At 73.0% G+C, this 22,122-nt stretch carries 15 protein-coding genes, 1 tRNA gene and 1 pseudogene; 8 read left to right on the plus strand and 9 right to left on the minus strand.

Annotated elements, in window-relative coordinates:
- Nucleotides 1-25: 25 nt before the first annotated feature.
- Nucleotides 26-1,138: a LacI family DNA-binding transcriptional regulator gene (locus IE313_RS27575; RefSeq protein ID WP_229925002.1), complete on the minus strand. Its 1,113-nt coding sequence runs from the start codon at nt 1,136-1,138 to the stop codon at nt 26-28.
- Between the two features lie 313 nt (nt 1,139-1,451).
- Between IE313_RS27575 and IE313_RS27580 the strand changes: the two genes are divergently transcribed.
- Both IE313_RS27580 and IE313_RS36490 read left to right on the plus strand, forming a co-directional pair.
- Nucleotides 1,452-2,015, plus strand: coding sequence for a TetR/AcrR family transcriptional regulator (locus tag IE313_RS27580; RefSeq protein ID WP_189936925.1), 564 nt, complete (start codon nt 1,452-1,454; stop codon nt 2,013-2,015).
- A 388-nt stretch (nt 2,016-2,403) separates the two neighbouring features.
- Nucleotides 2,404-2,898, plus strand: coding sequence for a LysR family transcriptional regulator substrate-binding protein (locus IE313_RS36490; protein ID WP_373317080.1), 495 nt, complete (start codon nt 2,404-2,406; stop codon nt 2,896-2,898).
- Here IE313_RS36490 and IE313_RS27590 read toward each other — a convergent pair.
- The 3 genes and pseudogenes from IE313_RS27590 to IE313_RS27600 form a co-directional block, all read right to left on the minus strand.
- Complete coding sequence (locus tag IE313_RS27590; protein ID WP_308439220.1) at nt 2,823-3,671, minus strand: class I SAM-dependent methyltransferase; 849 nt, start codon at nt 3,669-3,671, stop codon at nt 2,823-2,825. The genes IE313_RS36490 and IE313_RS27590 overlap by 76 nt on opposite strands.
- A 228-nt stretch (nt 3,672-3,899) precedes the next feature.
- A pseudogene (locus tag IE313_RS27595) lies at nt 3,900-5,553 on the minus strand (ABC-F family ATP-binding cassette domain-containing protein).
- Nucleotides 5,554-5,633: 80 nt separating this feature from the next.
- Nucleotides 5,634-7,268 (minus strand): ABC-F family ATP-binding cassette domain-containing protein, encoded by a 1,635-nt coding sequence (locus IE313_RS27600; protein ID WP_189936927.1) that lies wholly within the window; start codon nt 7,266-7,268, stop codon nt 5,634-5,636.
- Nucleotides 7,269-7,716: 448 nt separating this feature from the next.
- On the opposite strand from IE313_RS27600, the gene IE313_RS27605 reads away from it, so the two are divergent.
- Nucleotides 7,717-8,643 carry an NADP-dependent oxidoreductase gene (locus IE313_RS27605; RefSeq protein WP_189936928.1) on the plus strand — a complete coding sequence of 309 codons (927 nt, stop codon included), beginning with the start codon at nt 7,717-7,719 and terminating at the stop codon, nt 8,641-8,643.
- A 213-nt stretch (nt 8,644-8,856) separates the two neighbouring features.
- Here the strand turns inward: IE313_RS27605 and IE313_RS27610 are convergent, their stop codons facing one another.
- Together IE313_RS27610 and IE313_RS27615 are read right to left on the minus strand one after the other, a co-directional pair.
- Nucleotides 8,857-9,681: an aldo/keto reductase gene (locus tag IE313_RS27610; RefSeq protein WP_189936931.1), complete on the minus strand. Its 825-nt coding sequence runs from the start codon at nt 9,679-9,681 to the stop codon at nt 8,857-8,859.
- A 174-nt stretch (nt 9,682-9,855) separates the two neighbouring features.
- Nucleotides 9,856-11,079 carry an MFS transporter gene (locus IE313_RS27615; protein WP_189936933.1) on the minus strand — a complete coding sequence of 408 codons (1,224 nt, stop codon included), beginning with the start codon at nt 11,077-11,079 and terminating at the stop codon, nt 9,856-9,858.
- Between the two features lie 181 nt (nt 11,080-11,260).
- On the opposite strand from IE313_RS27615, the gene IE313_RS27620 reads away from it, so the two are divergent.
- Nucleotides 11,261-11,728 carry a MarR family winged helix-turn-helix transcriptional regulator gene (locus IE313_RS27620; protein ID WP_189936935.1) on the plus strand — a complete coding sequence of 156 codons (468 nt, stop codon included), beginning with the start codon at nt 11,261-11,263 and terminating at the stop codon, nt 11,726-11,728.
- Nucleotides 11,729-11,932: 204 nt separating this feature from the next.
- Here the strand turns inward: IE313_RS27620 and IE313_RS27625 are convergent.
- Together IE313_RS27625 and IE313_RS27630 are read right to left on the minus strand one after the other, a co-directional pair.
- A tRNA-Pro gene (locus tag IE313_RS27625) sits at nt 11,933-12,006 on the minus strand.
- A 42-nt stretch (nt 12,007-12,048) separates the two neighbouring features.
- Nucleotides 12,049-13,623, minus strand: coding sequence for a glycoside hydrolase family 71 protein (locus IE313_RS27630; RefSeq protein WP_189936937.1), 1,575 nt, complete (start codon nt 13,621-13,623; stop codon nt 12,049-12,051).
- A gap of 706 nt (nt 13,624-14,329) precedes the next feature.
- On the opposite strand from IE313_RS27630, the gene IE313_RS27635 reads away from it, so the two are divergent.
- Complete coding sequence (locus IE313_RS27635; protein ID WP_189936939.1) at nt 14,330-15,811, plus strand: sugar transferase; 1,482 nt, start codon at nt 14,330-14,332, stop codon at nt 15,809-15,811.
- Between the two features lie 281 nt (nt 15,812-16,092).
- On the opposite strand, the gene IE313_RS27640 is transcribed toward IE313_RS27635, so the two are convergent.
- Nucleotides 16,093-17,037: a GDP-L-fucose synthase family protein gene (locus tag IE313_RS27640; RefSeq protein ID WP_189936941.1), complete on the minus strand. Its 945-nt coding sequence runs from the start codon at nt 17,035-17,037 to the stop codon at nt 16,093-16,095.
- Nucleotides 17,038-17,201: 164 nt separating this feature from the next.
- On the opposite strand from IE313_RS27640, the gene gmd reads away from it, so the two are divergent.
- The 3 genes from gmd (at nt 17,202) to IE313_RS27655 (ending at nt 22,041) form a co-directional block, all read left to right on the plus strand.
- Complete coding sequence (gene gmd / locus IE313_RS27645; RefSeq protein ID WP_189936944.1) at nt 17,202-18,215, plus strand: GDP-mannose 4,6-dehydratase; 1,014 nt, start codon at nt 17,202-17,204, stop codon at nt 18,213-18,215.
- Nucleotides 18,216-18,390: 175 nt separating this feature from the next.
- On the plus strand, nt 18,391-21,117 hold the full coding sequence (locus tag IE313_RS27650; protein ID WP_189936946.1) for a LamG-like jellyroll fold domain-containing protein: 2,727 nt from the start codon (nt 18,391-18,393) through the stop codon (nt 21,115-21,117).
- Between the two features lie 219 nt (nt 21,118-21,336).
- On the plus strand, nt 21,337-22,041 hold the full coding sequence (locus IE313_RS27655; RefSeq protein ID WP_189936948.1) for a hypothetical protein: 705 nt from the start codon (nt 21,337-21,339) through the stop codon (nt 22,039-22,041).
- The last annotated feature ends 81 nt before the right edge of the window (nt 22,042-22,122 follow it).

Here is a 22,122-nt window from a genome sequence, read left to right on the forward strand (position 1 = left end):
CGGTCCCCCGCCCTACGCCATGACACTAGCCACCGGTGCCGCAGGGCCCCGGCTCACGGGGCGGGTCTGCACGGCGCCGTGCGACCGGCCGTTCAGGGCAGGCGTGGTGGTGCCGGTCCCGCGGCGCGGGCCCCGTGCTGCCGCGCGGCACCAGGGTCGGTGGCCGCACGGAGTGCGAGGTGTGCCCGGCGCCTCCCATGACGTCGAAGAGGGTGCGCGCCGCAAGGGCCCCGAAAGCGAAGACGTCGTGTCGCATCGCCGAGAGCGTCGGCCGGGTGAGCCGGCAGAGCGGGGAGTCGTCCCAGGCGAGCAGTGAGAGGTCCTGCGGCACCCGGAGCCCTGACTCCGCCGCGACACCGAGCGCAGCCGCGGCCGTGATGTCGCTGTCGAAGAGGACGGCCGTGGGGCTGTCCCGCGACAGCATCAGGTCCCGGCAGGTGCGCGTGCCCTCGTCCGGGGAGGAGCCGGTGTGCACGGACCGCGCCGTCAGGCCGAGCCGACGGGCCGCGTCCTCGAAGGCCCTGGCCCGCAGCACGGTGCGGCCGAGCTCCGGGGAGCCGCCCACGTGGGCCACGACTCGGTGTCCCAGCGCCGCGAGATGGCGGACCGCCTCGACGGCGGCCGCCTCGTCATCGGTGTGCACCGAGGTGAACGGGCCGGCGAGTGAGGGGTGGCCGACCACCACGGTGGGCAGGTCGATGGCCGCCAGCGCCGGGATACGTGCGTCCTGGGTGCGCACGTCGAGCAGGATGCTGCCGTTGACCCGGCCCTCCTGCCACCACTTACGGTGCACCTCCACCTCCTCGTCGGCGTCGACGAGCCGCAGCAGCAGCGAGCACGAACGCTCGATGAGAACGTTGTCGACACCGGAGAGGAACTCCAGGCAGAACGGCTCCGGTCCCGGTGTGCGGGCGGGCTTGGCGATGGCCAGGCCGACGGTGTGCACTCGGCGTCCGGACAGCGACTGCGCCGCCTGGTTCGGACGCCAGCCCAGCTCACGCGCGGCGGTGAGGATGCGCTCGCGCGTCGCGGACGACACACCCGGGCGATCGTGCAGCGCCATGGACACGGCCGACGGGGACACCCCGGCGCGGGCCGCCACGTCCTTGATGGTGGCCCTGGCCTGATACTGCCTCACGCGATAGGCCCGCCCTCGTCCCGGACGCCACACCCCGGCGTACGGGCCGGCGGACGCATGCTCTCCAACCGTCCGAGTATAGGCATGGTGCCGCCTGCCGTTGATCCACTCGGGCGGGAGGGGCCCCGGAGGAGCGGTCCGCCGGGGACGGCGTGCGCCATGTGCGGGCGGTGGTGGGGCTCGGCCGCCGGGAGGCACCGTGTTCTCCGCCGTCGGGGCCGCCGCTGCGTGCGGCTTCTCCCTGTTCGACGGCCGAGCGCCATCGGGGGTCCGACGTTGCCCGCTGTACCTACTGGTATGTATCGTCGGGGCCATGGACACGAGGGAGCGGCTCGTCCAGAGCACCCGCGAGCTGCTGTGGGAGCGCGGCTACGTGGGTACCAGCCCGAAGGCGATCCAGGAGCGATCCGGCGCCGGCCAGGGCAGCATGTACCACCACTTCCGCGGCAAGCCCGACCTGGCGCTGGCCGCCATCGGCCGCAGCGCCGAGGAGCTGCGGGACCGCGCGGAGGCCGAGTTCACCGGGCCGGGCACCGCCGTCGAGCGGGTCAGCGGCTATCTGCGGCGCGAGCGTGACGCGCTCAGGGGCTGCCCGGTCGGCCGCCTCACCCAGGACCCCGACGTGATGGCCGACGCCGAGCTCCGCCGGCCGGTCGAGGAGACCTTCGCATGGCTCACCGACCGGCTGGCCGGACTGCTGGCAGAGGCCCGCGCGAGCGGTGAACTCGATGCCGCGCTGGATCCCGCGAGCACGGCCGCCGCACTGGTCGCCGTGTTGCAGGGCGGCTATGTGCTGGCCCGCGCCGCCGGCTCCGCCGAGGCGTACACCCGGGCTGTCGACGGCGCCCTTCGCCTGCTCGCCGGTCACGTGCGCTGACCGGCGGACCCGCTCCGGCGGATCCTGCCGCGGCCGACCCGTACCGGCCCGTTCCGACCCGTACCACCGGCCGACCGCCGAGCGGGCCACCGGCGTCTCCGGAACGCCTCCTGCCGACCGGCCCGGCCCAAGCTCACTCCCGCGGGGCGAGCCACCGTCACGCATGCCGGACGGGCCGTCGAAGCGGCCGCCTCCGCGGTGAGGCCGGCACGGGCCGTCGGCGGAGCGGCCGGCGGCTCGCTGCGACTGGCCTGCTCACAGAGCCTCGGGTCCGCGCTCGCCCCGGTCGTCCGCCCGTGGCACCACCGCCACCCGGACCCTGCGCGAATCCACGGCGGTCGACGAGCTCCACGGCTTGGTCGACTCAGACGAGGTCGACGTCGTACTGATGCCCGCTCCCGTGCCCGACCGCTTCACGGCCACCGTCGTGGCTGACGAGGAGATCGCGCTGGTGGCACCCACCGACCATCCTCCGGTGCGGGAGCCCCTCGTGCGCATACAGGATCTCGACGGGGTGCGCCTCGTCCACTTCACCCCCGAGAACGGCCTGGGCGCACGCCTTGTCCGGTCTTTCAGCAAGGCCGGGATCCGCCCGGAGGGAGCTCGGGCGCAAGCATCCGGTGTGCTTAACCGCTGTCAACAGGACTGGGTCGAACGTCTCGCCCGCGCCGCGGAGGCAGAAGCGGGGAGCCTGCGGGCTGACCCGCTTGGATGCACGGGGTGTGGGCGAGGCCCCTGCCGGTCGCGTCGCCTTCCACGGGCTCCGGTCCACCTCGTGTGGTCGCGTGACTCCCGGTCGGGCCGGCTCTACCGGCGGACCGCCGAGACCAGGCCCCCGGGCCCCTCCTCGCGCCGCGGCGGGGTGCCGATCGGGCGGCCGTAGGCGGCAGCACGCTCGCGCAGGGTGTGGATGTCGGCCTCCCAGCCGTGCCCGGCCAGCCAGCCCACCGGGTCGTCGGGCATCTCCGAGACCCACATGGACGCCGCCGATCCAGCCGCGGCGTCCGTGCCGAAGCGCTCGATCACGCCGCGCGAGCCCAACGTCAGCCCCATCCGGCTGCCCGCCGCCGACCGCGCGCTGATCCGGGCCAGCAGCAGTTCGACCGCGTCCTCGGGCAGATAGATCAGCAGTCCTTCGGCGATCCAGGCGGTCGGCACGGCCGGGTCGTGCCCTGCGGCGGCCAGCGCGCCCGGCCAGTCCCCACGCAGATCCACCGCGACGGTGGTCCGCTCGCAGCGTGCGGCGGCCCGCTCCCGGCGCAGCACCGAAGCCTTGAAGTCCAGTGGCGCGGCGGTGTCGACCTCGAACAGCCGGGTGCCTTCGGGCCAGTCCATCCGGAAGGCCCGGCTGTCCATGCCGGCGCCGAGCAGCACGACCTGCCGGATTCCGGACGCGGAGGCCTGCCGCAACAGGTCGTCGAGGAACTTCGTCCTGATGACGATGGAGAGCGACACGGCCAGCCGGCGGCGTCGCGCGGCCTCGTCATCGGGCCGCGGCGAGGAGGGCCACAGACCGCCGGCGGTGGCGAAGGCCCGTGCCAGTGGGTCGCGGAACAGCGCGTCCTCCCGCTCGGTCTCCAGCGCCCGCACCCTGGCCACCCCCACCGCCGTGGCCCACACTCCCGACGGCTGCACCCGCTCCTGCTCACCAGTCACCGCGCCAGCCTAAGTGATCGGTCCAGTGGCCTGGTGAGGGGAGTCAGGTCCGTTCGCGGCCGGTCGGCCATGCGCGCACCGACCGTCCGCGACCGCTCGGACCACCACGAGGCGAAGATCGGCCATCACCCTGTGCACGCGACCCCACGAAGTGGACCGGAGCCCTTCCACGGGGGTCGTTCGCCCGTGATGCCGGGAGTCACCGCGTGCGGGAGTCCGTGATCGATGTCAGCGGGTCCCGATGCCACTGCTCCGCCGGTCGGGCCCGAGGGCCAGTCGAACCTCCCGGCCCCGCCAGCGTCGGCGCAGCCAGCGGTCGTGGCTGGCGACCACGATCGCGCCTGGTCCGGTGCCGAGCGCCTCCTCCAGTTCGTCACACAGGCGGGGGGAGAGGTGGTTCGTGGGCTCGTCGAGCAGCAGCAGGCGGGGCGGGCCGGCCACCAACAAGGCCAGCGCCAGGCGTCGGCGCTGCCCCACGGACAACTGGCCGAGGTCTGTCCAGGTCCGTTTCCCGCATCAGGCCGAGCGAAGCCAGCGGCACCCTCTGCGCCCGCACCGGTCCGAGCGACAGCTCGTAGGTGTCGCGAACCGTGCGCCCGGGCCGTTCGAACACCGTGTCCTGGGTGAGCAGCCCCACCGTCAGGCGGCGCCGCCTGTACACCTCGCCCTCGGCCGGGAGCACCCCGGCGAGCACGGCGAGCAGCGTCGACTTGCCGGTCCCGTTGCCGCCTGTGACCAGCAGCCGGTCGGACGCGGTCACCTCCAGGCCGTCCAGTGCCAGCCGGCCCGGCACCCGGACGTCCCGCAGGGCCACCAGCGGCTGCGGGCTCCCCTCGGCCTGCCTCGCCAGGTCCCCGGCGGCGAATCGCAGAGGGCGCGGCGGCTCGGTGACCTGGGTGCGCTCCAGTTCCGCAAGCCGCCGGGTGGCGTTGCGCACCCGGCGGGCGACCGCGTTCTGCACCCGGCCGACCCGGTGGCCGTAGCCCATCTTCTCGTTGTCGGCACGGTTCCGGTCCGGCGCGACCCGGTGCGCGATCACGCCCGCCGACTCGCGAAGTTCCTCCAGTTCCTCCTGCTCCTCGGCGTAGTGCCGCTCCCAGCGCCGCCGCTCGGCGTGCTTCTCGGCCAGGTAGGCGCTGTAGTTGCCGCCGTAGCGGACCGGTCCCTCCACCGCCGGGTCGAGGTCGATCAGGTCGGTGCTGACGGCGTCGAGGAACGCCCGGTCGTGGCCGGCGGCCACCACTGTGCCCGGCAGGGACCGGACCTGTCCCTCCAGGAAGCCGGCCCCGTCGTCATCGAGGTGGTTGGTCGGCTCGTCCAGGAGCAGCGCGGAGGGCCGCCGGACCAGCAGCGCGGCCAGGGCCAGCCGGCCGCGCTGTCCCCCGGAGAGCGAGCCGAGCTTCCGGCCGTACGCGAGGGCGCCGAGGCCGAGGCCCTCCAGGACCCGTGTGGCGCGGCGGTCGGCGTCCCAGGATTCCCGGTGCCGGGCCCGTTCGAGACGTGTGCCGTAGGCGTGCAGGAGTTCCTGGTGGCCGGGGTCGTCCTCGGGGACGCGGGCGAGTTCCTCGCCGAACCGGTCCAGTTCGGCGAGGTCCTCGCGGGCCTCGCGCAGTGCCTCGTCCAGTACGGCGGCGAGGGTGGAGTCCGTGTCGAACGGCATCTCCTGGTCGAGGAAGTCTAGGTCGCGGGGGCGGGTGACGCTTCCCGCGTCGGGTTCGTCCACGCCGGCCGGCAGCCGCAGCAGGGTGGACTTGCCGACGCCGTTCTCCCCGATCAGGCCGATGCGATGGCCGGGGGAGGCGGTGAGGCAGACGCCGTCGAGAACGCGACGTCCGCCGAGGACGCGGACGAGGTCGTGGGCGAGCAGAGCGGGCTGGGGCACGGGGTACCGTCCTCGCGTGATCGGTGGTCGGCCCGCCGGGCGCACGGCCTCGGACGCGGGCCACGTCACACGTCCGAGGCTCACACCGCCGGTGCCCCCGTCTCCTTCAGTACTCCGTCCGCCAGCCGCAGCCAGCGGCTGATTCCGATCTCGGCGAGAAACCCCTCGTCGTGGCTGACCACCATGAAGGCGCCCTGGTAGGAGTTGAGCGCGCTCTCCAACTGGCCCGCACTGACGAGGTCGAGGTTGTTGGTGGGCTCGTCGAGCAGCAGCAGGTGCGGGGCGGGTTCCGCGCACAGCACGCAGGCCAGGGTGGCGCGAAGCCGTTCGCCGCCGGAGAGCACGCCCACCGGCAGGTGTGCCCGGGCGCCCCGGAAGAGGAAGCGGGCGAGCAGGTTCATCCGCTCCGCCTCGGGACGCTCGGGGGCGAACGCGGCGAAGTTGTCCGCCACGGTTCGGTCGAGGTCCAGCAGGTCCAGGCGCTGTGACAGGTAGGCGATCCGTCCGTCGCTGCGCCTGATCTCCCCGCTGTCCGGGGTGAGACCCCCTGTGACCAGCCGCATCAGAGTGGTCTTGCCTACGCCGTTGGGCCCGGTCAGTGCGATGCGCTCGGGGCCCCGGACGCTCAGATCGACGCCGCCCGCCGCGAACACGTCCCTGTCCCCGAGGCGGATCTGTATGCCGTGGCCGAGGAACAGGTTACGGCCGGCGGGCACCTGGGTGTCGGGCAGCTCCAGCGTGAGTCGCTGCTCCCCGCGCACGGCCAGTCCGGCCTCGTCGAGACGTGCCTTGGCATCGCTGACCCGGGAGGCGTGCACGGTGCTGGACCTGCCCGCGGCCTCCTGCGCGCCCCGCTTCATGGTTCCGGCGAAGATCTTGGGAAGACCGGCGTTCTTCAGGTTCCTGGCAGCGTTGCCCGCCCGGCGCTCGGCGCGTTCGCGAGCCTGCTGCAGCTCCCGCTTCTCACGCTTCAGCTCCTGCTCGGCGTTGCGGACGTTCTTCTCCGCGACCTCCTGCTCGGCGCGGACGGCCTTCTCATACTCGGTGAAGTCGCCTCCGTACAGGCGCAGTTCGTCGCTGCCGAGTTCGGCGATGCGTTCCACGCGGTCCAGCAGCGCGCGGTCGTGGCTGACCAGGAGCAGGCAGCCGTTGAAGTCCGACAGGACGTCGTAGAGCCTGTGCCTGGCCTGGAGGTCAAGGTTGTTGGTCGGCTCGTCGAGCAGGAGGACGTCGGGCCGCTTGAGCAACTGGGCGATGAGACCGAGGGAGACCACCTGGCCGCCGCTGAGCGTGCTCAGGCTGCGGTCCAGGGTGAGGTCGGCCAGGCCAAGACGGTCGAGCTGTGCGCGGGTGCGCTCCTCGATGTCCCAGTCGTCACCGATGGTGGCGAAGTGCCTCTCGTCGACGTCCCCGGACTCGACTGCGTCCAGGGCGCGGATCACCGCGGCGACCCCGAGCACCTCGGCGACGGTGAGGCCGCCGGTCAGCGGCAGGGTCTGCGGGAGGTAGCCGAGCGTGCCGTGCACCGCCACCGAGCCGGTGGCGGGCTTCAGCTCACCGGCGATCAGCTTGAGCAGGGTGCTCTTGCCGGAGCCGTTGGGTGCGACCAGCCCCGTACACCCGGGGGGCACGGCGAAGGACAGGTCGTGGAAGACGGGGGTGTCGTCGGGCCAGGCGAAGGAGACGTTCGAGCAGACGACGGCAGCGTCGGACATGAGGTGACCTCGGAGGTACTGAGGGCAGAGGGTAGATCTCTGCCCTGGGCAGACGTGGAAGAAGGGGGTACGACGAAACGGACCACCTCGGCAGCGCTCCTGAGCGCCGGCCGGTGGCCGTCAGATCCGGATCTCACCCGGAGATGTCGTCGTCACCCACCACGTCTTTGACTCCTCGGTACACGTCCTACGGCAACCCCAGCATAACAACCCGTTCTCGTCCCCTCGCCTCCCTGACCCCTTGCCGGGGGGTGACGTCGCGGGGGCGATGCCCGGGCCGGGGGCAGGGCGCGGGCAGTCGCCGGACAGCGGCGTGGCGCGGCGATTTCGTCGCCCCCGGCCGGCGGCGACGCACTCGCCGGCCGGGGGCTCGATCCACCCGGCAATTACATGCAAACGCCCATAATTGCAATCGCTTCTAGTCGCGCCGCGGTGGTAACGTGCCCGTATGAAGGCGATCACACTCGACCAGTACGGCGGCCCGGAGAACCTGACGCCGGCGGATCTGCCGGATCCCAAGGTGGCGCCCGGAGAGGTACTCGTCCGGGTGAAGGCCGCCGGGGTCAATCCCGTCGACTGGAAGCTCGCCGAAGGCCGCCTCGACGGCCTGATGGAGACCCACTTCCCCTTGATCCCCGGCTGGGACGTCAGCGGTGTGGTGGTCCGGGTGGGACTTGACGCCGGGGAGTTCTTCGTCGGCGACGAGGTGTTCGGCTACATCCGCAAGGACGAGGTGCAGCACGGCGCGTACGCGGAACTGGTCTCCGCCCATGTGCGCATGCTCGCTCGCAAACCCGCGGCGTTGGACTGGGCCCAGGCGGCGGGAGTCCCGCTGGCCGGGCTGACCGCGTACCAGGCCCTCAAGCGGGTCGGGGTCCGCTCGGGTGACACCGTCCTCATCCACGCCGCGGCAGGCGGGGTCGGCTCCCTCGGCACGCAGATCGCCGTGGCCCTCGGTGCCCGCGTCATCGGCACGGCGAGCGCCCGCAACCACGACTTCCTGCGCGAACTCGGCGCCGAACCCGTCGAGTACGGGGACGGTCTCGCCGAGAGGGTCGCCCGACTCGCCCCCGACGGGGTGGACGCCGCGCTCGACTTCGGCGGCGACGACGCGGTCACCGTCTCGCAGCGCCTCCTCAAGGACCCCGCCCGTGTGGCGTCCATCGTCGCTCCCGACGTCACCGACCGAGGCGGACACTACGTCTGGGTGCGCCCGGACAGTTCGGATCTCGCCGCGCTCGCCGACCTGGCGGACGAGGGCAGGCTCACCGTCCCCATCGACCGGACGCTGCCCCTGGCCCGGGCGGCGCAGGCATGGGAACGCAGCAAGACCTCCCGGGTCCGCGGGAAGCTCGTCCTGACGGTCGACGAGTAGCGGCACACCCGCCCGCCCGGCACACCCGCCCGCCCGGCTCCGCCGCCGGTCCCGCCGCCCCGACCGCGGTGCGCACGGCGGCGCACAGCGCCTGGGCGAAGGCATCCCCGCCCCGGAAGTGACCGGCGTGAAGGGCCCGGCCCGTGCCGCCCCGGCCGACCGTGCCGCCCCGGCCGGGGTCCGGAGCGGCACGGGCGCCTGCGCGGTGGGCGGTCAGTTCAGGGTGTCGGGGTCGGGCCCGGTGCGCAGGCCCCGGTCGAGAGCGGTGATCGCCTCGATGTCCTCGCCGGTCAGGGTGAAGTCGAACACCTCGATGTTCTGCCGGATGCGGGCGGGGGTGACGGACTTGGGGATGACGATGTTCCCCAGTTGCAGATGCCAGCGCAGGACCACCTGGGCGGGCGTCCTGCCGTGCCGCTGCGCTATCGCGGCGAGGGCCGGGTCCTCCAGCAGGGAACCCTGGGCCAGCGGGCTCCATGCCTCGGTGGCGATGCCGTGCTCGGCGTGGAAGGCCCGCAGCCGGCCCTGCTGGAGATAAGGGTGCAGCTCGACCTGGTTGAGGACCGGGACCGCATCGCTGTGGTCGAGCAGCCGTTCCAGGTGGGCGGGCTGGAAGTTGGACACGCCGATGGCCCGGGTCCTGCCGTCGGCCAGCAGCTTCTCCAGCGCCCGCCAGGTGTCCAGGTAGAGGTCGCGGGCGGGGGTCGGCCAGTGGATGAGGTAGAGGTCCACGTGGTCGGTGCCGAGCTTGGCCAGGCTGGCGTCGAACGCGCGCAGGGCGGAGTCGTAGCCCTGGTCCGCGTTCCACAGCTTGGTGGTGAGGAACAGTTCCTCACGGGGCAGGCCCGACTCGGCCAGGGCTCGGCCGACGCCGGCCTCGTTGCCGTAGATGGCCGCGGTGTCGATGCTGCGGTAGCCGGCCTCCAGGGCGGAGAGGACCGCAGCGGTGGTGCGGTCGTCCTCCACCTGGAAGACACCGAAGCCCAACTGCGGGATCTCGATGCCGTTGTGGAGGCTTACGCGGGGTACGGAGGTCATGATGCCCTTTCTCGGTTCGGTCGTTCCTGCGTGTGAGTGTGCGGCGGTGCGGACGGGCGGGCCTGCGGCGGGAGCCTCGGCGCCCTGGGGACCCGCGCTGCCGTCCCGGCGGTGCGCGGCCCGGGCCGTGCTCCTCGGCGGCGAGGGGCGCTGGTCGCCCGCGTGGTGTCCGTGTCAGTACCGCTCGGCGGTGGCACGGTCGGGCGCAGAGGTGGCGTCGGCCGGGGCCGCCGCGGCCGCACCGGCGCGGCGGAGGTCCCGGCGCTCCAGGGCCGCGGAGAGGACGGCCAGCCCCAGGGCGGATCCGGCGAGTACGGCCCCGACCCAGTTGGGGGCGGTGTAGCCGAGCCCGGCCGAGATCACCAGACCGCCGAGCCACGCCGAGAGCGCGTTGCCCAAATTGAAGGCGCCGATGTTGACGGCCGAGGCCAGGGTGGGGGCACCCGCCGACTGGTCGAGCACCCGCTTCTGCAACGGGGGCACCGTGGCGAAGCCGAGCGCGCCGACGAGGGCGATGCACACCGCGGCGGCGATCTTGTCGTGGGCGGCGAACGTGAACACGGCGAGGACCACGGCGAGGGCGCCCAGCGACACGTACAACATCGGCATCAGGGCGCGGTCGGCGAACCTTCCGCCGATCAGGTTGCCACCGACCATGCCGAGTCCGAAGAGGACCAGCAGCCAGGTCACGGAGGAGTCCGCGTAACCGGCGACCTCGGTCATCATCGGCGCGATGTAGGTGATCGCGGCGAAGACACCGCCGAAGCCGAGCACGGTCATCCCCATGGCCAGCAGCACCTGCGTGTTGCGGAAGACGGCCAGCTCGTTCCCGAGGCGCACACCCTGGGGCCTGGGGATCTCGGGCACGAGCCGGGCGATCCCCGCAAGGCCCACCACACCGAGCGCCGCCACGAGGAAGAACGTGGTCCGCCACCCGAGCGACTGGCCGATCGAGGTACCGAGCGGCACACCGACGACATTGGCAACGGTCAGGCCGGTGAACATCATCGAGATGGCACCGGCCTTCTTCTGCGGGGCCACCAGGTCGGCCGCGACGACCGATCCGATGCCGAAGAAGGCGCCGTGCGCGAAGGAGGCGACGATCCGCCCCGCCGCCATCACACCGAACGCGGGCGCGAGGGCCGAGAGCAGGTTGCCCGCCACGAACAGCCCCATCAGCAGCATCAGCATCCGCTTGCGGGAGATCCTGGTGCCGAGTGCGGTCATCAGGGGTGCGCCCACCATGACGCCCAGTGCGTAGCCGGTCACCAGGAAGCCGGCGGTGGGGATCGACACCCCGAAGTCGCCGGCGACCTGGGGCAGCAGCCCCATGATCACGAATTCCGTGGTCCCGATCCCGAAGGCCCCGATGGCGAGGGCCAGCAGTGCGAGGGGCATGAGAGTTCACTCCAAGTGATTGCTGACGCCCTTTACGAGCGTCCACAATACTTGCATGAGCATTAATTGCAAGCGCGCTCTACCGCTGGCCCTTGTATATTGCCAGTGCCGTGTATCACGCTTCCGCGGGCCCAAACCGGCCCACTCCCCGCCCGCCCCGCACCCGCCCCAGGAGGCATCCATGACCGCATCGGACACCCCCGCCACCGACCTCGCACAGGGCTGGTGCATGCTCTCCCTGCTGCACAGCAGGATCGAGGGGCACATCGAGGGAGCCCTGCACACCCACCACGGCCTCAGCGCCCGCGAGTACGCGCTGCTGGACGTCCTCAGCCGGCAGCACGACGGTGACAACGGCCATCTGCAGATGAAGCAGGTCGCCGACGCGGTCGCCCTGAGTCAGAGCGCCACCACCCGCCTGGTCACCAGACTCGAGGACCGCGGGCTGCTCTCCCGCTACCTGTGCCCCACCGATCGGCGGGGCATCTACACCAACGTCACCGACGCCGGCAACACCCTGCTCCGCCAGGCCCGGCCGACCTACGAGGCCACCCTGCGCGAGGCCCTCGACGTGGCCGGCCGCGACCCGAGGCTCGCCCCGCTGGTCGCCGCCGTCGCCTCGCTGGAGACCTCACCCCTCACGGCCTGACCGAAGGCGCGGCGGTGCGGAAGGGCGGCCCCGGCCGTGGCCCGGCGACACGCTCGGCACGGAGCGCGATATCGGGGCGCAGGGCCCGGCCCGCGGACCGGAAGCCGGATGCCCGGAAGCCGGGTGCGGGGAGGTGCCGGGATGCGACGGGGTACGAAAAGAGGGCCTTCGCCGGGCAACCGCCCGCGAAGACCCTCCGTACCGTCGGGACGACAGGATTTGAACCTGCGACCCCTTGACCCCCAGTCAAGTGCGCTACCAAGCTGCGCCACGTCCCGGTACTGTGCGTCACACCATACAGGACGACGGGGGCCCGGCGATCATCCGGGGTGCCCCGCCTCCCCGGGGCGCCCGCTGCTCACCGCGTAGTACTGGAGGTCCTGGACCTCCGTCGCGGTGCGCACCGGGTAGCGCGTGGCGACCTCCGCGGTGACGCGGCCGCCGCGGCTGACGGTGGCCGAGCTGTGGCCGGGGCCCAGCGGCAGCAGAGCGGAACGGACACCCGCGGGTGCCCTCCCACGGCGGTGGACGGGGCCGACGGCGGTGTCCACGGTGGCGGGTGCGGTGAGGAAAGTCAGGACCTCGACGGTGTCACGGGGGGTCGCCGTGCCGGGCCGCGGCTCCATCAACCGGGGCTGGCGGGCGGCCTCGCGGTCGCCCGTGAACCGCACGCGCGAGGTGAGGTAGACCGTGTCCCGGACGATCCGCGGCCACTGCCCCGTCTTGAAGCGGGCCAGGTAGTACGAGCAAAGGTCCAGGTAGGCGTGGCCGTTGTGCACCGAGGGCGCGATGTGGCTGGACTCGGAGTAGTCGTTCCAGGTGGTGAGCTGGACCCAGTCGGCGCCGCTGTCGATCGCGTCGCCCCAGGTGGTGCGCAGCAGGGCGGTGTTGCCCGCCTCGTCGTAGACGCCCTGGTCAGGGCGGGCGTCCTGGACGGCCACGGACTGCATCCAGCGCTTGCCGAGGTCGTGTGCGCGGCTGATGTTCTCCGCGGTGCCGGACTGGCCCGTGTGGCTGCGGTTGCCCCATGCGGAGAAGCCGTAGCTGATCGGCGCGAACCGCTCGGCGTGGCCGCGGAAGTCCAGGAACAGCGGCACCAGGGCGGTGCGCACACCGTGCCGCAGGGCGAGCCGGTTCACGACCCGTGTCCACCAGTCGGGGGTGTGCGCCTCGGCCTTGAACGGGGAGACGACGAGGCGCCCGTCGGACAGGTGGAACGCGGCCGGCGAGCCGGACAGCCGGGCGAGCGCGTCGGCCAGGGCCTCTGGGCTCTCCTCGGCCAGGGCCTTCATGTCCGGCATGAGCATGATCTGGAAGCCGGGGTCCACGGCACGGGCCGCCCGCAGCAGGGTGCGGGCCCGCTCCCAGTTCGGCCCCGACAGCGCGAGGATGTCGACACTGAAGCCGTCGATGCCGGCGTCCCGCGCGGTGCGCACCTCGCGTTCCAGGTTGGCGAGCCGCCAGTCCCCGCCGGACGGCTCGACCGGCAGCGGCCTGTCCCGCAGCAGGCCGCCGTACGCGGCGTGCTTGCCGTGCTCGCCGTCGACGGTGAGGTAGTTGCGGGCGTAGTAGTCCCGGTTGGCGGGCTCGTTGTCCAGGGAGAGCGGATACGGCGGGAAGTAGTGGGCGAAGACGAGGTGCCCTCCGGCGCGCAGCCGCCGGGTGTCCGGCAGGTCGAACGGCAGGGCCGCGGTGCGGCCCGGGCCGGCGGCGGTGGCGGCGGGCGGCGCGTGGTCGGACGAGGTGTCCCAGGCGAGTCCGGTGCCCGCGACGGCACCGATCAGCAGGGCCCCGAGCAGGGTGGCGAGCACTAGGCGGCGGTAGCCGCCCGGCCGGCCGCGGCGGTGCCCGGCCTGGCGGTCCTGCAGCGCCGCGCGGTCGGGCGCGTGGGTCATGGTCATTCCCTCCGGGAGGCGGCCGGGCAGGGGGAGGCGGGCCGGGTGGCGGGGCCGCGGGGCACGGGCGGAGTGCGGGGATCTGCGGGAGGCCGTACGGGCCTGGGGCCAAAGACCCCGGTATGAGCCAGTAGAGCCCATCGGACGACACCGGGGCAATGCCACATCCGGCCGCCCCTGCGCGGCCCCGCGGCCGCCGGGACGCACCGCCGGCGCGACCCTATCCGCAGGGACCTGCCGACCGGGGCCGAAGCGGCGGACCCGGGCGGGATCCGGACGCGCGGCGCGGGGCCCGGCCGGGCGCACGGCCGTACCGGACGGTTTCGGGGCGGGCCGCCCGGACCTTCCGGAGCGGGCGGTGCGGCGCCGGTGCGGGGCGTCCCGTGGACCGCGTCCCACCGGGCGCCCCCGACCCTGACCAGGCCGCCTGCCCCGCCCGCACTCCTACGGCCCGCCACGTCCGCATCCACGCGGCACGGTCGGCGTCTCCGGCCGCTACCTCGCCCGGGCTCCGGAGTCTCGTTCCACAGCCACGCTCACCAAATGGCCGGAACCATACGCAACTCTCCGATGATTTTCACGTTATCCGCACTCAACACACCATTGATTGCCATACTGTTCGCCGCTATGACGCCGGGCCGTCTACTGGGGAATCGGCGAACGGGACGGACAACGCAATTTCGGGGCAGGACGTCCAGGGGGGTACATGCGGCATGTTCAGGAACCTGAGATACGTACGTCACCGACGTGGACCCGCACCCGGGCGCCGGCCTCCGCGCTGGGCGCAAAACCCCGCTGGTACCTCCCCGTCACGCTGCTCGTCGACGTTTTCGGCGCCGGGCTGTCCGTGACGCTGCTCCTGCGTCCGCCCGCCGCGCCGCCCGGGCCCTGGCTGCCGTCGGTCCTGCTCGCCGCCGTCGCCTGGCCGCTGGTGCGCCTCCTCAGGTCCCGGTACGCGGGCCGGGCGCTCGGCGAGTCCCGCGGAGCGCTGCCCGTGCTGCACGACTGGCTGGTCCTGCTCGGCGTGCTGGCCGTCGCCCGGGTCGCCGCCGACCTCCGCCAGCCGCCGCTGCTCTGCCTGGCCGCCCTCGTCCCGCCGCTGCTGGCCACCCTGCTCTGCCACAAGCTGATCTACCGCCACCTGACGGCGAGCCGCCGGGAGGCGCAGGCGGTGATCCGGGTCCTGGTCGTCGGCGAGCCGACCGCGGCCGACGAGGTCGCGGGGCACCTCGTGGGCCGCACGGACCACCCGTACGTCGTGGTCGGCGTGGTGGCCGTCGGCGGTGGCCCGCTGGCCAGCGGTGTCCCCGCGGCCGCCCGCATCGGCCGCGGGACGCCCGCCGCACCGGACGGGGACACCTCGGCGGTGCTGGCCGCGGCCCGGGCCCGCGGTGCCGACATCGCGCTGGTCGCGCCGGGTGCGCCGCTCTCCGGCGAGCGGCTGCGCCGGCTGTCGTGGGGGCTGGGCGACGCGGGGCTCGAACTCGCCCTCGCCCCCGGTCTCGTGGAGGTGTCCGTCAAGCGTCTTGAGACCAGCTCGGCGGCGGGCATGGCGCTGCTGCGCGTCGCTCCCCCGGTCCGGCACGGCGTACAGCCCACGCTCAAGCACGCCCTGGACCGGGTCGCCGCGGGGCTCGGTCTGCTGGTGCTCTCGCCGCTGCTGCTGGCCGTCGCGCTGGCGGTCCGGCTGGGTTCACCGGGGCCGGTGCTCTACCGGCAGGAGCGGATCGGAAAGGGCGGTGTGCCGTTCGTGATGTGGAAGTTCCGCACCATGGACGTCGGTGCGGACGAGCGCAAGGCCGAACTGGCCGGGCAGAACGAGCAGGACGGACCCCTGTTCAAGATGCGCGCCGACCCCAGGGTGACGCGGGTGGGTCACCTGCTGCGGCGCACCTCGCTCGACGAGCTGCCCCAGCTTGCGAACGTGTTGCGCGGCGAGATGTCGCTGGTCGGGCCCCGTCCGCCGCTGGCCGAGGAGGTCGTCCACTACACGGCGGTGGAGCGGCGCAGGCTCGCCGTGCGGCCCGGGATGACGGGCCTGTGGCAGATAAGCGGGCGCTCCGACCTGTCCTGGGACGAGGCCGTCCAGCTTGACCTGCAGTACGTCGACAACTGGTCCTTCACCAGCGACCTCGACGTGATGGCACGCACCCTGCGCGCCGTCGTCGACGGCCGCGGGGCGTACTGAGGGGCGGCGGGACGTCGGTGGCGACACGACCGGCGCCGTGGGCGCACGGCACGGCCCGCGGCAGGGCGCGCGGTACGGCCCGCGCACGGCGGCCTGGTGCGGGCAGCGGGCAGCCGGGATCCCCGACGGCCCGGGCCGGAGCTCGGGCGGCCGCGGCCCCGGCACGCTCCGCCCGGGCCGCGTCGGGCTCCGTCCCCCACCGGCCGGGCCCTCTCCGCGCCGCGTCGGGCGGAGTCCGGGACCGGGCAGGTGGGACCCGGGTCCGGGCGGCCCGGCGCCGGTCAGCTCCCGGAGGTCGCGCGCCAGTGCGCGTAGGTGGCTGCGATGCCGTCCCGCAGCGGGACGGCGGGGCGCCAGCCGAGCGCCGTCAGCCGGGTGACGTCGAGGAGTTTGCGCGGAGTGCCGTCCGGCTTGCCGGTGTCCCAGGAGATCCGGCCGGCGAAGCCGGTCACCTCGGCGACCGTCGCCGCGAGTTCGCTGATCGTCAGGTCCGTGCCGCAGCCGATGTTCACCGGGTCGTCCCCGTCGTAGCGCCGCAGCAGCACGGCACAGGCCGAGGCCAGGTCGTCGACGTGCAGGAACTCACGGCGCGGGGTGCCCGAGCCCCACAGCACCACCTCGTCGCGGCCCTCCTCGCGTGCCTCGTGGAAGCGGCGGATCAGAGCGGGCAGCACGTGCGACGTCGCCAGGTCGAAGTTGTCGCCGGGGCCGTAGAGGTTCGTCGGCATCGCGGAGATGTAGGACGCACCGTACTGCTGCCGGTACGCCTGGACCTGCACGACACCGGCGATCTTCGCCAGGGCGTAGGCGCGGTTGGTGGGTTCCAGGGGGCCGCCGAGGAGCGCGTCCTCGGTGATCGGCTGGGGGGCCAGCTTGGGGTAGATGCACGACGAGCCGAGGAACAGCAGCCGCGGCACACCGGCCGCATGGGCACCGGCCACCACGCTGAGCTGGATCTGGAGGTTCTCCTCGATGAACTGCACCGGGTAGGTGCTGTTCGCGAGGATCCCGCCGACCTTGGCGGCGGCCAGCACCACGGCGTCGGGGCGCAGCTCGCCCAGCACCTCGGCGGTGCGCGCCGCGTCCCGCAGGTCGAGCTCGGTCCGGGTGCGGGTGAGGACCCGGTGGCCGTCCGCGGTCAGTCGCCTGGCCACCGCGGAGCCGACGAGACCACGGTGTCCGGCGACGAATATTCGGGCCCGGTCGGGCAGCAGCGATTCGGTCATGCCCCGGATCATGCCAGGACCAGGAACCGCAAGGGGTGGCAAACCCCGAAATACAGACCCACGTCACGACATGCCGGAGAAGGCGTCGGCGGGCGGCGGGGCAGTCACCACACCAGGCCGCGGTCCCCCCTCGGGCACACCCGGTCGGAAGGGGAGCACACCTCATGAGCACATGTGCGCTGATCACCGGAGTCACCGGGCAGGACGGTTCCTATCTGGCGGAGCTGCTGCTCTCCAAGGGGTACACGGTGCACGGCCTCGTACGGCGCTCGTCCAGCTTCAACACCGAGCGCATCGACCACATCTACCAGGGGCCGCAGGAGGCGAACCGGTCCTTCGTGCTGCACCACGCCGACCTCGCCGACGGCGTGGCGCTCGTGAACCTGCTGCGCGACATACGGCCGGACGAGGTGTACAACCTGGGCGCGCAGTCCCACGTCCGGGTCTCCTTCGACGCCCCGCTGTACACGGGTGACGTCACGGGCCTGGGCGCCCTGCGGCTGCTGGAGGCGATCCGGGCGAGCGGGGTGCGGACCCGGATCTACCAGGCGTCGTCCTCGGAGATGTTCGGCTCCGCTCCCCCGCCGCAGAACGAGCTCACCCCCTTCCACCCGCGCAGCCCGTACGGCGCCGCGAAGGTGTACGCGTACTGGGCGACGGTGAACTACCGTGAGGCGTACGGGATGTTCGCGGTCAACGGGATCCTGTTCAACCACGAGTCGCCGCGCCGCGGGGAGACCTTCGTGACCCGCAAGGTGACCCGGGCCGTGGCCCGGATCAAGGCCGGACTCCAGGATCGGCTCTACCTCGGCAACCTGGACGCGGTACGTGACTGGGGCTACGCGCCCGAGTACGTGGAGGCGATGTGGCGGATGCTCCAGCACGACGAGCCGTCCGACTACGTGGTGGCGACCGGAGTACCGGCCACGGTGCGGCAGTTCGTGGACACCGCGTTCGCGCACGCCGGGCTGGACGCGGGCGAGCACGTCCGCTACGACCCCAAGTACGAACGGCCCAGCGAGGTCGACGCCCTGATAGGGGACGCCTCCAAGGCCCGCGATGTGCTCGGCTGGAAGCCGACGGTGCTGGTCGACGAACTGGCGCGGATCATGGTGGACGCGGATGTCCGCCTGGTGGAGGAGCAGCTCGCCGGGGCGGCCGTCCGTATCGATCGCTGACCGGCCCGACCGCCCGACAGCCGGGTATGACAGCGCGTCATGCGGCGGTTCCGCTTCGTCAGGGATTTCTTCAAGTGTGGCCCGGGGCACTCCACAGGCCCGTATGGTTCGCCAGCACAGGTGTTTTTTAGGTTACTTCTGGCCACATGACCGGGCCTATCACCCTGGGGGGTACATGTTCAGATCAAGGGGGCTTTCCGCGGCCCTCGTCCTCTCCTTCGCCGCCACCTGTCTGGGGGTGGTCACCGTCCCCGAGGCCGCCGCGCTCACCCCGCCCGTGGCGTTCACGGCCGACGACCTGCCCACCTGGCAGACCAACGGGATCGTGTGGGCGCTCGCGCACGCCGGCGACACGGTCTTCGCGGGCGGCACCTTCTCCCAGGTGCGGCCCCCGCAGGGCGCGGACGGGACGCCTCGCGACGCCGTGAACTTCGTCGCGATGAACGCCGCCACCGGCGCTCCCACCTCGTGCGACCTCTCCTTCACGGTGGGCAGCGGCACCGCCACCGTCCGGGCGCTGGCGGTGTCTTCGGACCAGAAGACGCTGTACGCGGGCGGCTACTTCGGCTCGGTGAACGGCACCCCGGTCAGCAGCCTCGCCGCCATCGACATCGCCACCTGCACCCCGAGGGCCGACTTCCACGCCGCCTTCCCCGCCACCGTACGAGCGCTGGCGGTGACCGACGACACGGTCTACGCGGGCGGCGACTTCACCACCGTCGACGGGCAGCCGCGGCAGCGGTTCGCGGCGGTCGACGCGGCCAGCGGCGACGTACGGCCGTTCCGGGCGGACGCCGACGAGCCGGGCCGGGCCGTGAAGGTGACCGCGGACGGCAAGGACGTCGTACTCGGCGGCGACTTCTTCACCGTCAACCGCGCGGACTCGCACGCCCTCGCCGTGGTCGACGCCACCACGGGCGCCAACGTGAAGACGTATCCCCTGGGTTTCATCACGACCACCTCGGTGGTCAAGACCATCGACACCGACGGCACCGGCTTCTACACCGGGAACGAGGGCACCGGCGGAGGTGTCTTCGACGGACGCATCGCGGTCGACGCCGGCACCTTCGAACAGCGCTGGCGTGACACCTGCCTGGGCGCCACACAGTCCGTGCTGTCCTACGAGGGCGTGCTCTACAGCGCCTCGCACGCGCACGACTGCTCCACCATGGGCGAGTTCCCCGACGGGCGGCGGCACCACCTGATGGCCGAGCCGACCGACGACCCGAGCCTGCTCGGCTGGTTCCCGGACACCAACGACGGCCTCGGCGAGGGCATCGGCCCGCGCGCGCTGACCATCGCAGGCACCGGTGACACCCACTACATGTGGGTGGGCGGCGAGTTCACCACCGTCAACGGGGCCTCCGCACAGGGACTGACCAGGTTCGCCTCGGACCACGACACGGGAGCACCGGGCGTCCCGCAGGCCGCCGCCGCCAGCGTCACGCCCGACCGGGTGCAGGTCCGCTGGCGCTCCAGCACCGACCTGGACGACAGCAAGCTCACCTACAAGGTGTACCGCAACGGCGCCTCGGCACCCGTCGGCACCGTCGAGGGAAGCTCCGCCGAGTGGACGCGCCCGCAGTTGTCCTTCAGCGACACCGATGTGACCCCCGGCCAGACCTACACCTACCGGGTCACCGCCACCGACGGCGCAGGCAACACCAGCGCCCCGTCCCCCGCCGCCACCGTGACGGTGCCGACGTCCGCGGAGAAGTACCCGCAGGCGGTACTGGACGACGGTGCCACGCTCTACTGGCGCTACGACGAGTCCACCACCCCCTTCGCCGGCGACTCCTCGCCGGCCGACGACGCCGGTGCCTACGTGGGCGGCCCGGCGCTGCGCCAGACACCCGCCGCGGTGAACGGCCCCAGCACCGCGCTCGGCCTCGACGGCAGCGACCAGCAGGTCTACAGCGACCGCGCGACCACCGTGCCCGGCGCCTTCTCCGTGGAGACCTGGTTCAAGACCACCACCGGGCGGGGCGGCAAGCTCATCGGGTTCGGCAGCGGCACCACCGGCACCAGCACGTACTACGACAAGCACGTCTACATGGACAACGCCGGGAAGCTGGTCTTCGGCGTCCACGCCGACTCGTCCCGCACCCTCACCACCGCGGCCAGGTACAACGACGGCAAGTGGCACCACGTCGTCGGTACCCAGAGTTCGTCGGGCATGGCGCTGTACGTGGACGGCAAGCTCGCAGGCAGCAACAAGATCACCGGTAACCAGAGCTACACGGGCCACTGGCACGTCGGCGGGGACACCCTGCGCAACTGGCCCGACGCACCGTCGAGTTCCTTCTTCAACGGCCAGATCGACGAGACGGCCGTCTACCCGAAGGCGCTCACCGCGGGCCAGGTGTGGGCCCACTACGAGCTGGCCTCGGCCCCGGCGGACACGGTGCGCACGGTCACCGCGACCGAGGACGGCTACGTCAACGCCGGCGCGCCGGGCACCAACTACGGCTCGTCCGGCTCGCTGGCGGTGCGGGGCAGTTCGGCGTACGTGTCGTACCTCCGCTTCGCCCTGCCGTCCGCGCCGTCCGGCACGGTCCTCAAGAGCGCCCGGCTCGCGGTGAAGACCAGCACCCAGTCGGGTGCCGAGTCGGCCGACACCGTGTCGGTCCTGCCGGTCACCGGGGCGTGGACCGAGTCCGGCGTCACGTACACCGGCCGTCCCGCGCTCGGCGACCGGCCGATCGGGACGCTCGACGGCACCGCGGAGGGCTCGGCCGTGTACTCGGCGGCACTGGACACCGCCGCGCTGTCGGCGGGGCTGGGCGGCTCCTACGACATGGCGCTGACGGGCAGCGGCTCGGACGCGCTCTGGCTGTGGTCGCGCGAGGCGTCGGCCGCCGAGGGCACCCCGCAACTGGTGCTCACCTTCGGCGCGCCGTAAGCGGCACGGACGCACGGCGGGGGTGGACGGCGCCTCCGCCGTGCGTCCGCGCACCCGTCCGCCCCGTCTGCCTCATCTACCCGTCTGACGGTCCCCCCGGTCCGCCCGGTCCGCCCACCGTGCCACTCCGTCCGCCCCCGTGCCGCGCGGCCCGGCCGCCGCGCCGGACGCCCGGTGCACCGTGCCGACTTCCTCCCCGAGTCACAGGAGCTTCCTCCCATGCATCCACTCCACCGGCGCGCGGCCCTGCTCTGCACCGGGCTCAGCGCCGCCCTGGCCCTGCTGGCCGGGTGCGGCGCGCAGGACGACGGCGGGCGGCCGGGCGCGGGGACCGCGGCCGGCCGTCCCGGCCCCGCGCCCTCGGCGTCCCGGGTCCCGATGCTGCCCGACTCCCGGATCACCCCGGCCACCGGCTCGTTCAGCAAGAAGCAGAAGGAGTACCTCAGCGGGCGGGTGCCCGCGAACATGGATCCCGCCGCGGTCCTCCAGCTCGGGCAGGAGGCGTGCGAGCGGGTGGCACGCACCGCACGGCACGACCGGGACGCCGCCGTGGGCGCCGTGATCGCCGGGGACATCCCCGGCGCGAAGGACGCCGTCGCATCGCTGTGCCCGGACCAGATGCCCGTACTGCGGGCGGCGAGGGCCGGTTTTCCGGACGGTGTGAAGAAGGCGCCGGCCGCCGGAACGTACCGCGCGCCGACACCGAGCGCGTCCTGCGCCTGGCGGGCCGTGGGTGCGGCGGGCAGGGTCCTGGCGTCGGGGCCCGAGCCCGCTTCCGGCTCCGGCTCCGGCTCCGGCTCCGGCTCCGGCTCCGGCTCCGGCTCCGGCTCCGGCTCCGGCTCCGGCAAGAAGATCACTGCGAAGGTACCGCCCGGAACCCGGGAGTTCGTGTCCGAGGGCTGCTACGCGTGGGTGCCCGCCTGACGCCCGTTCATGAGGACGCCGGGGCGCCTCCGCGTCCGCCCCGGCGGCAGCCGCCGCCAGCAGCCACCGGCGGTGGCCTCC

The sequence above is a fragment of the Streptomyces sulfonofaciens genome (assembly GCF_014656295.1).
Taxonomy (GTDB): Bacteria; Actinomycetota; Actinomycetes; order Streptomycetales; family Streptomycetaceae; genus Streptomyces; species Streptomyces sulfonofaciens.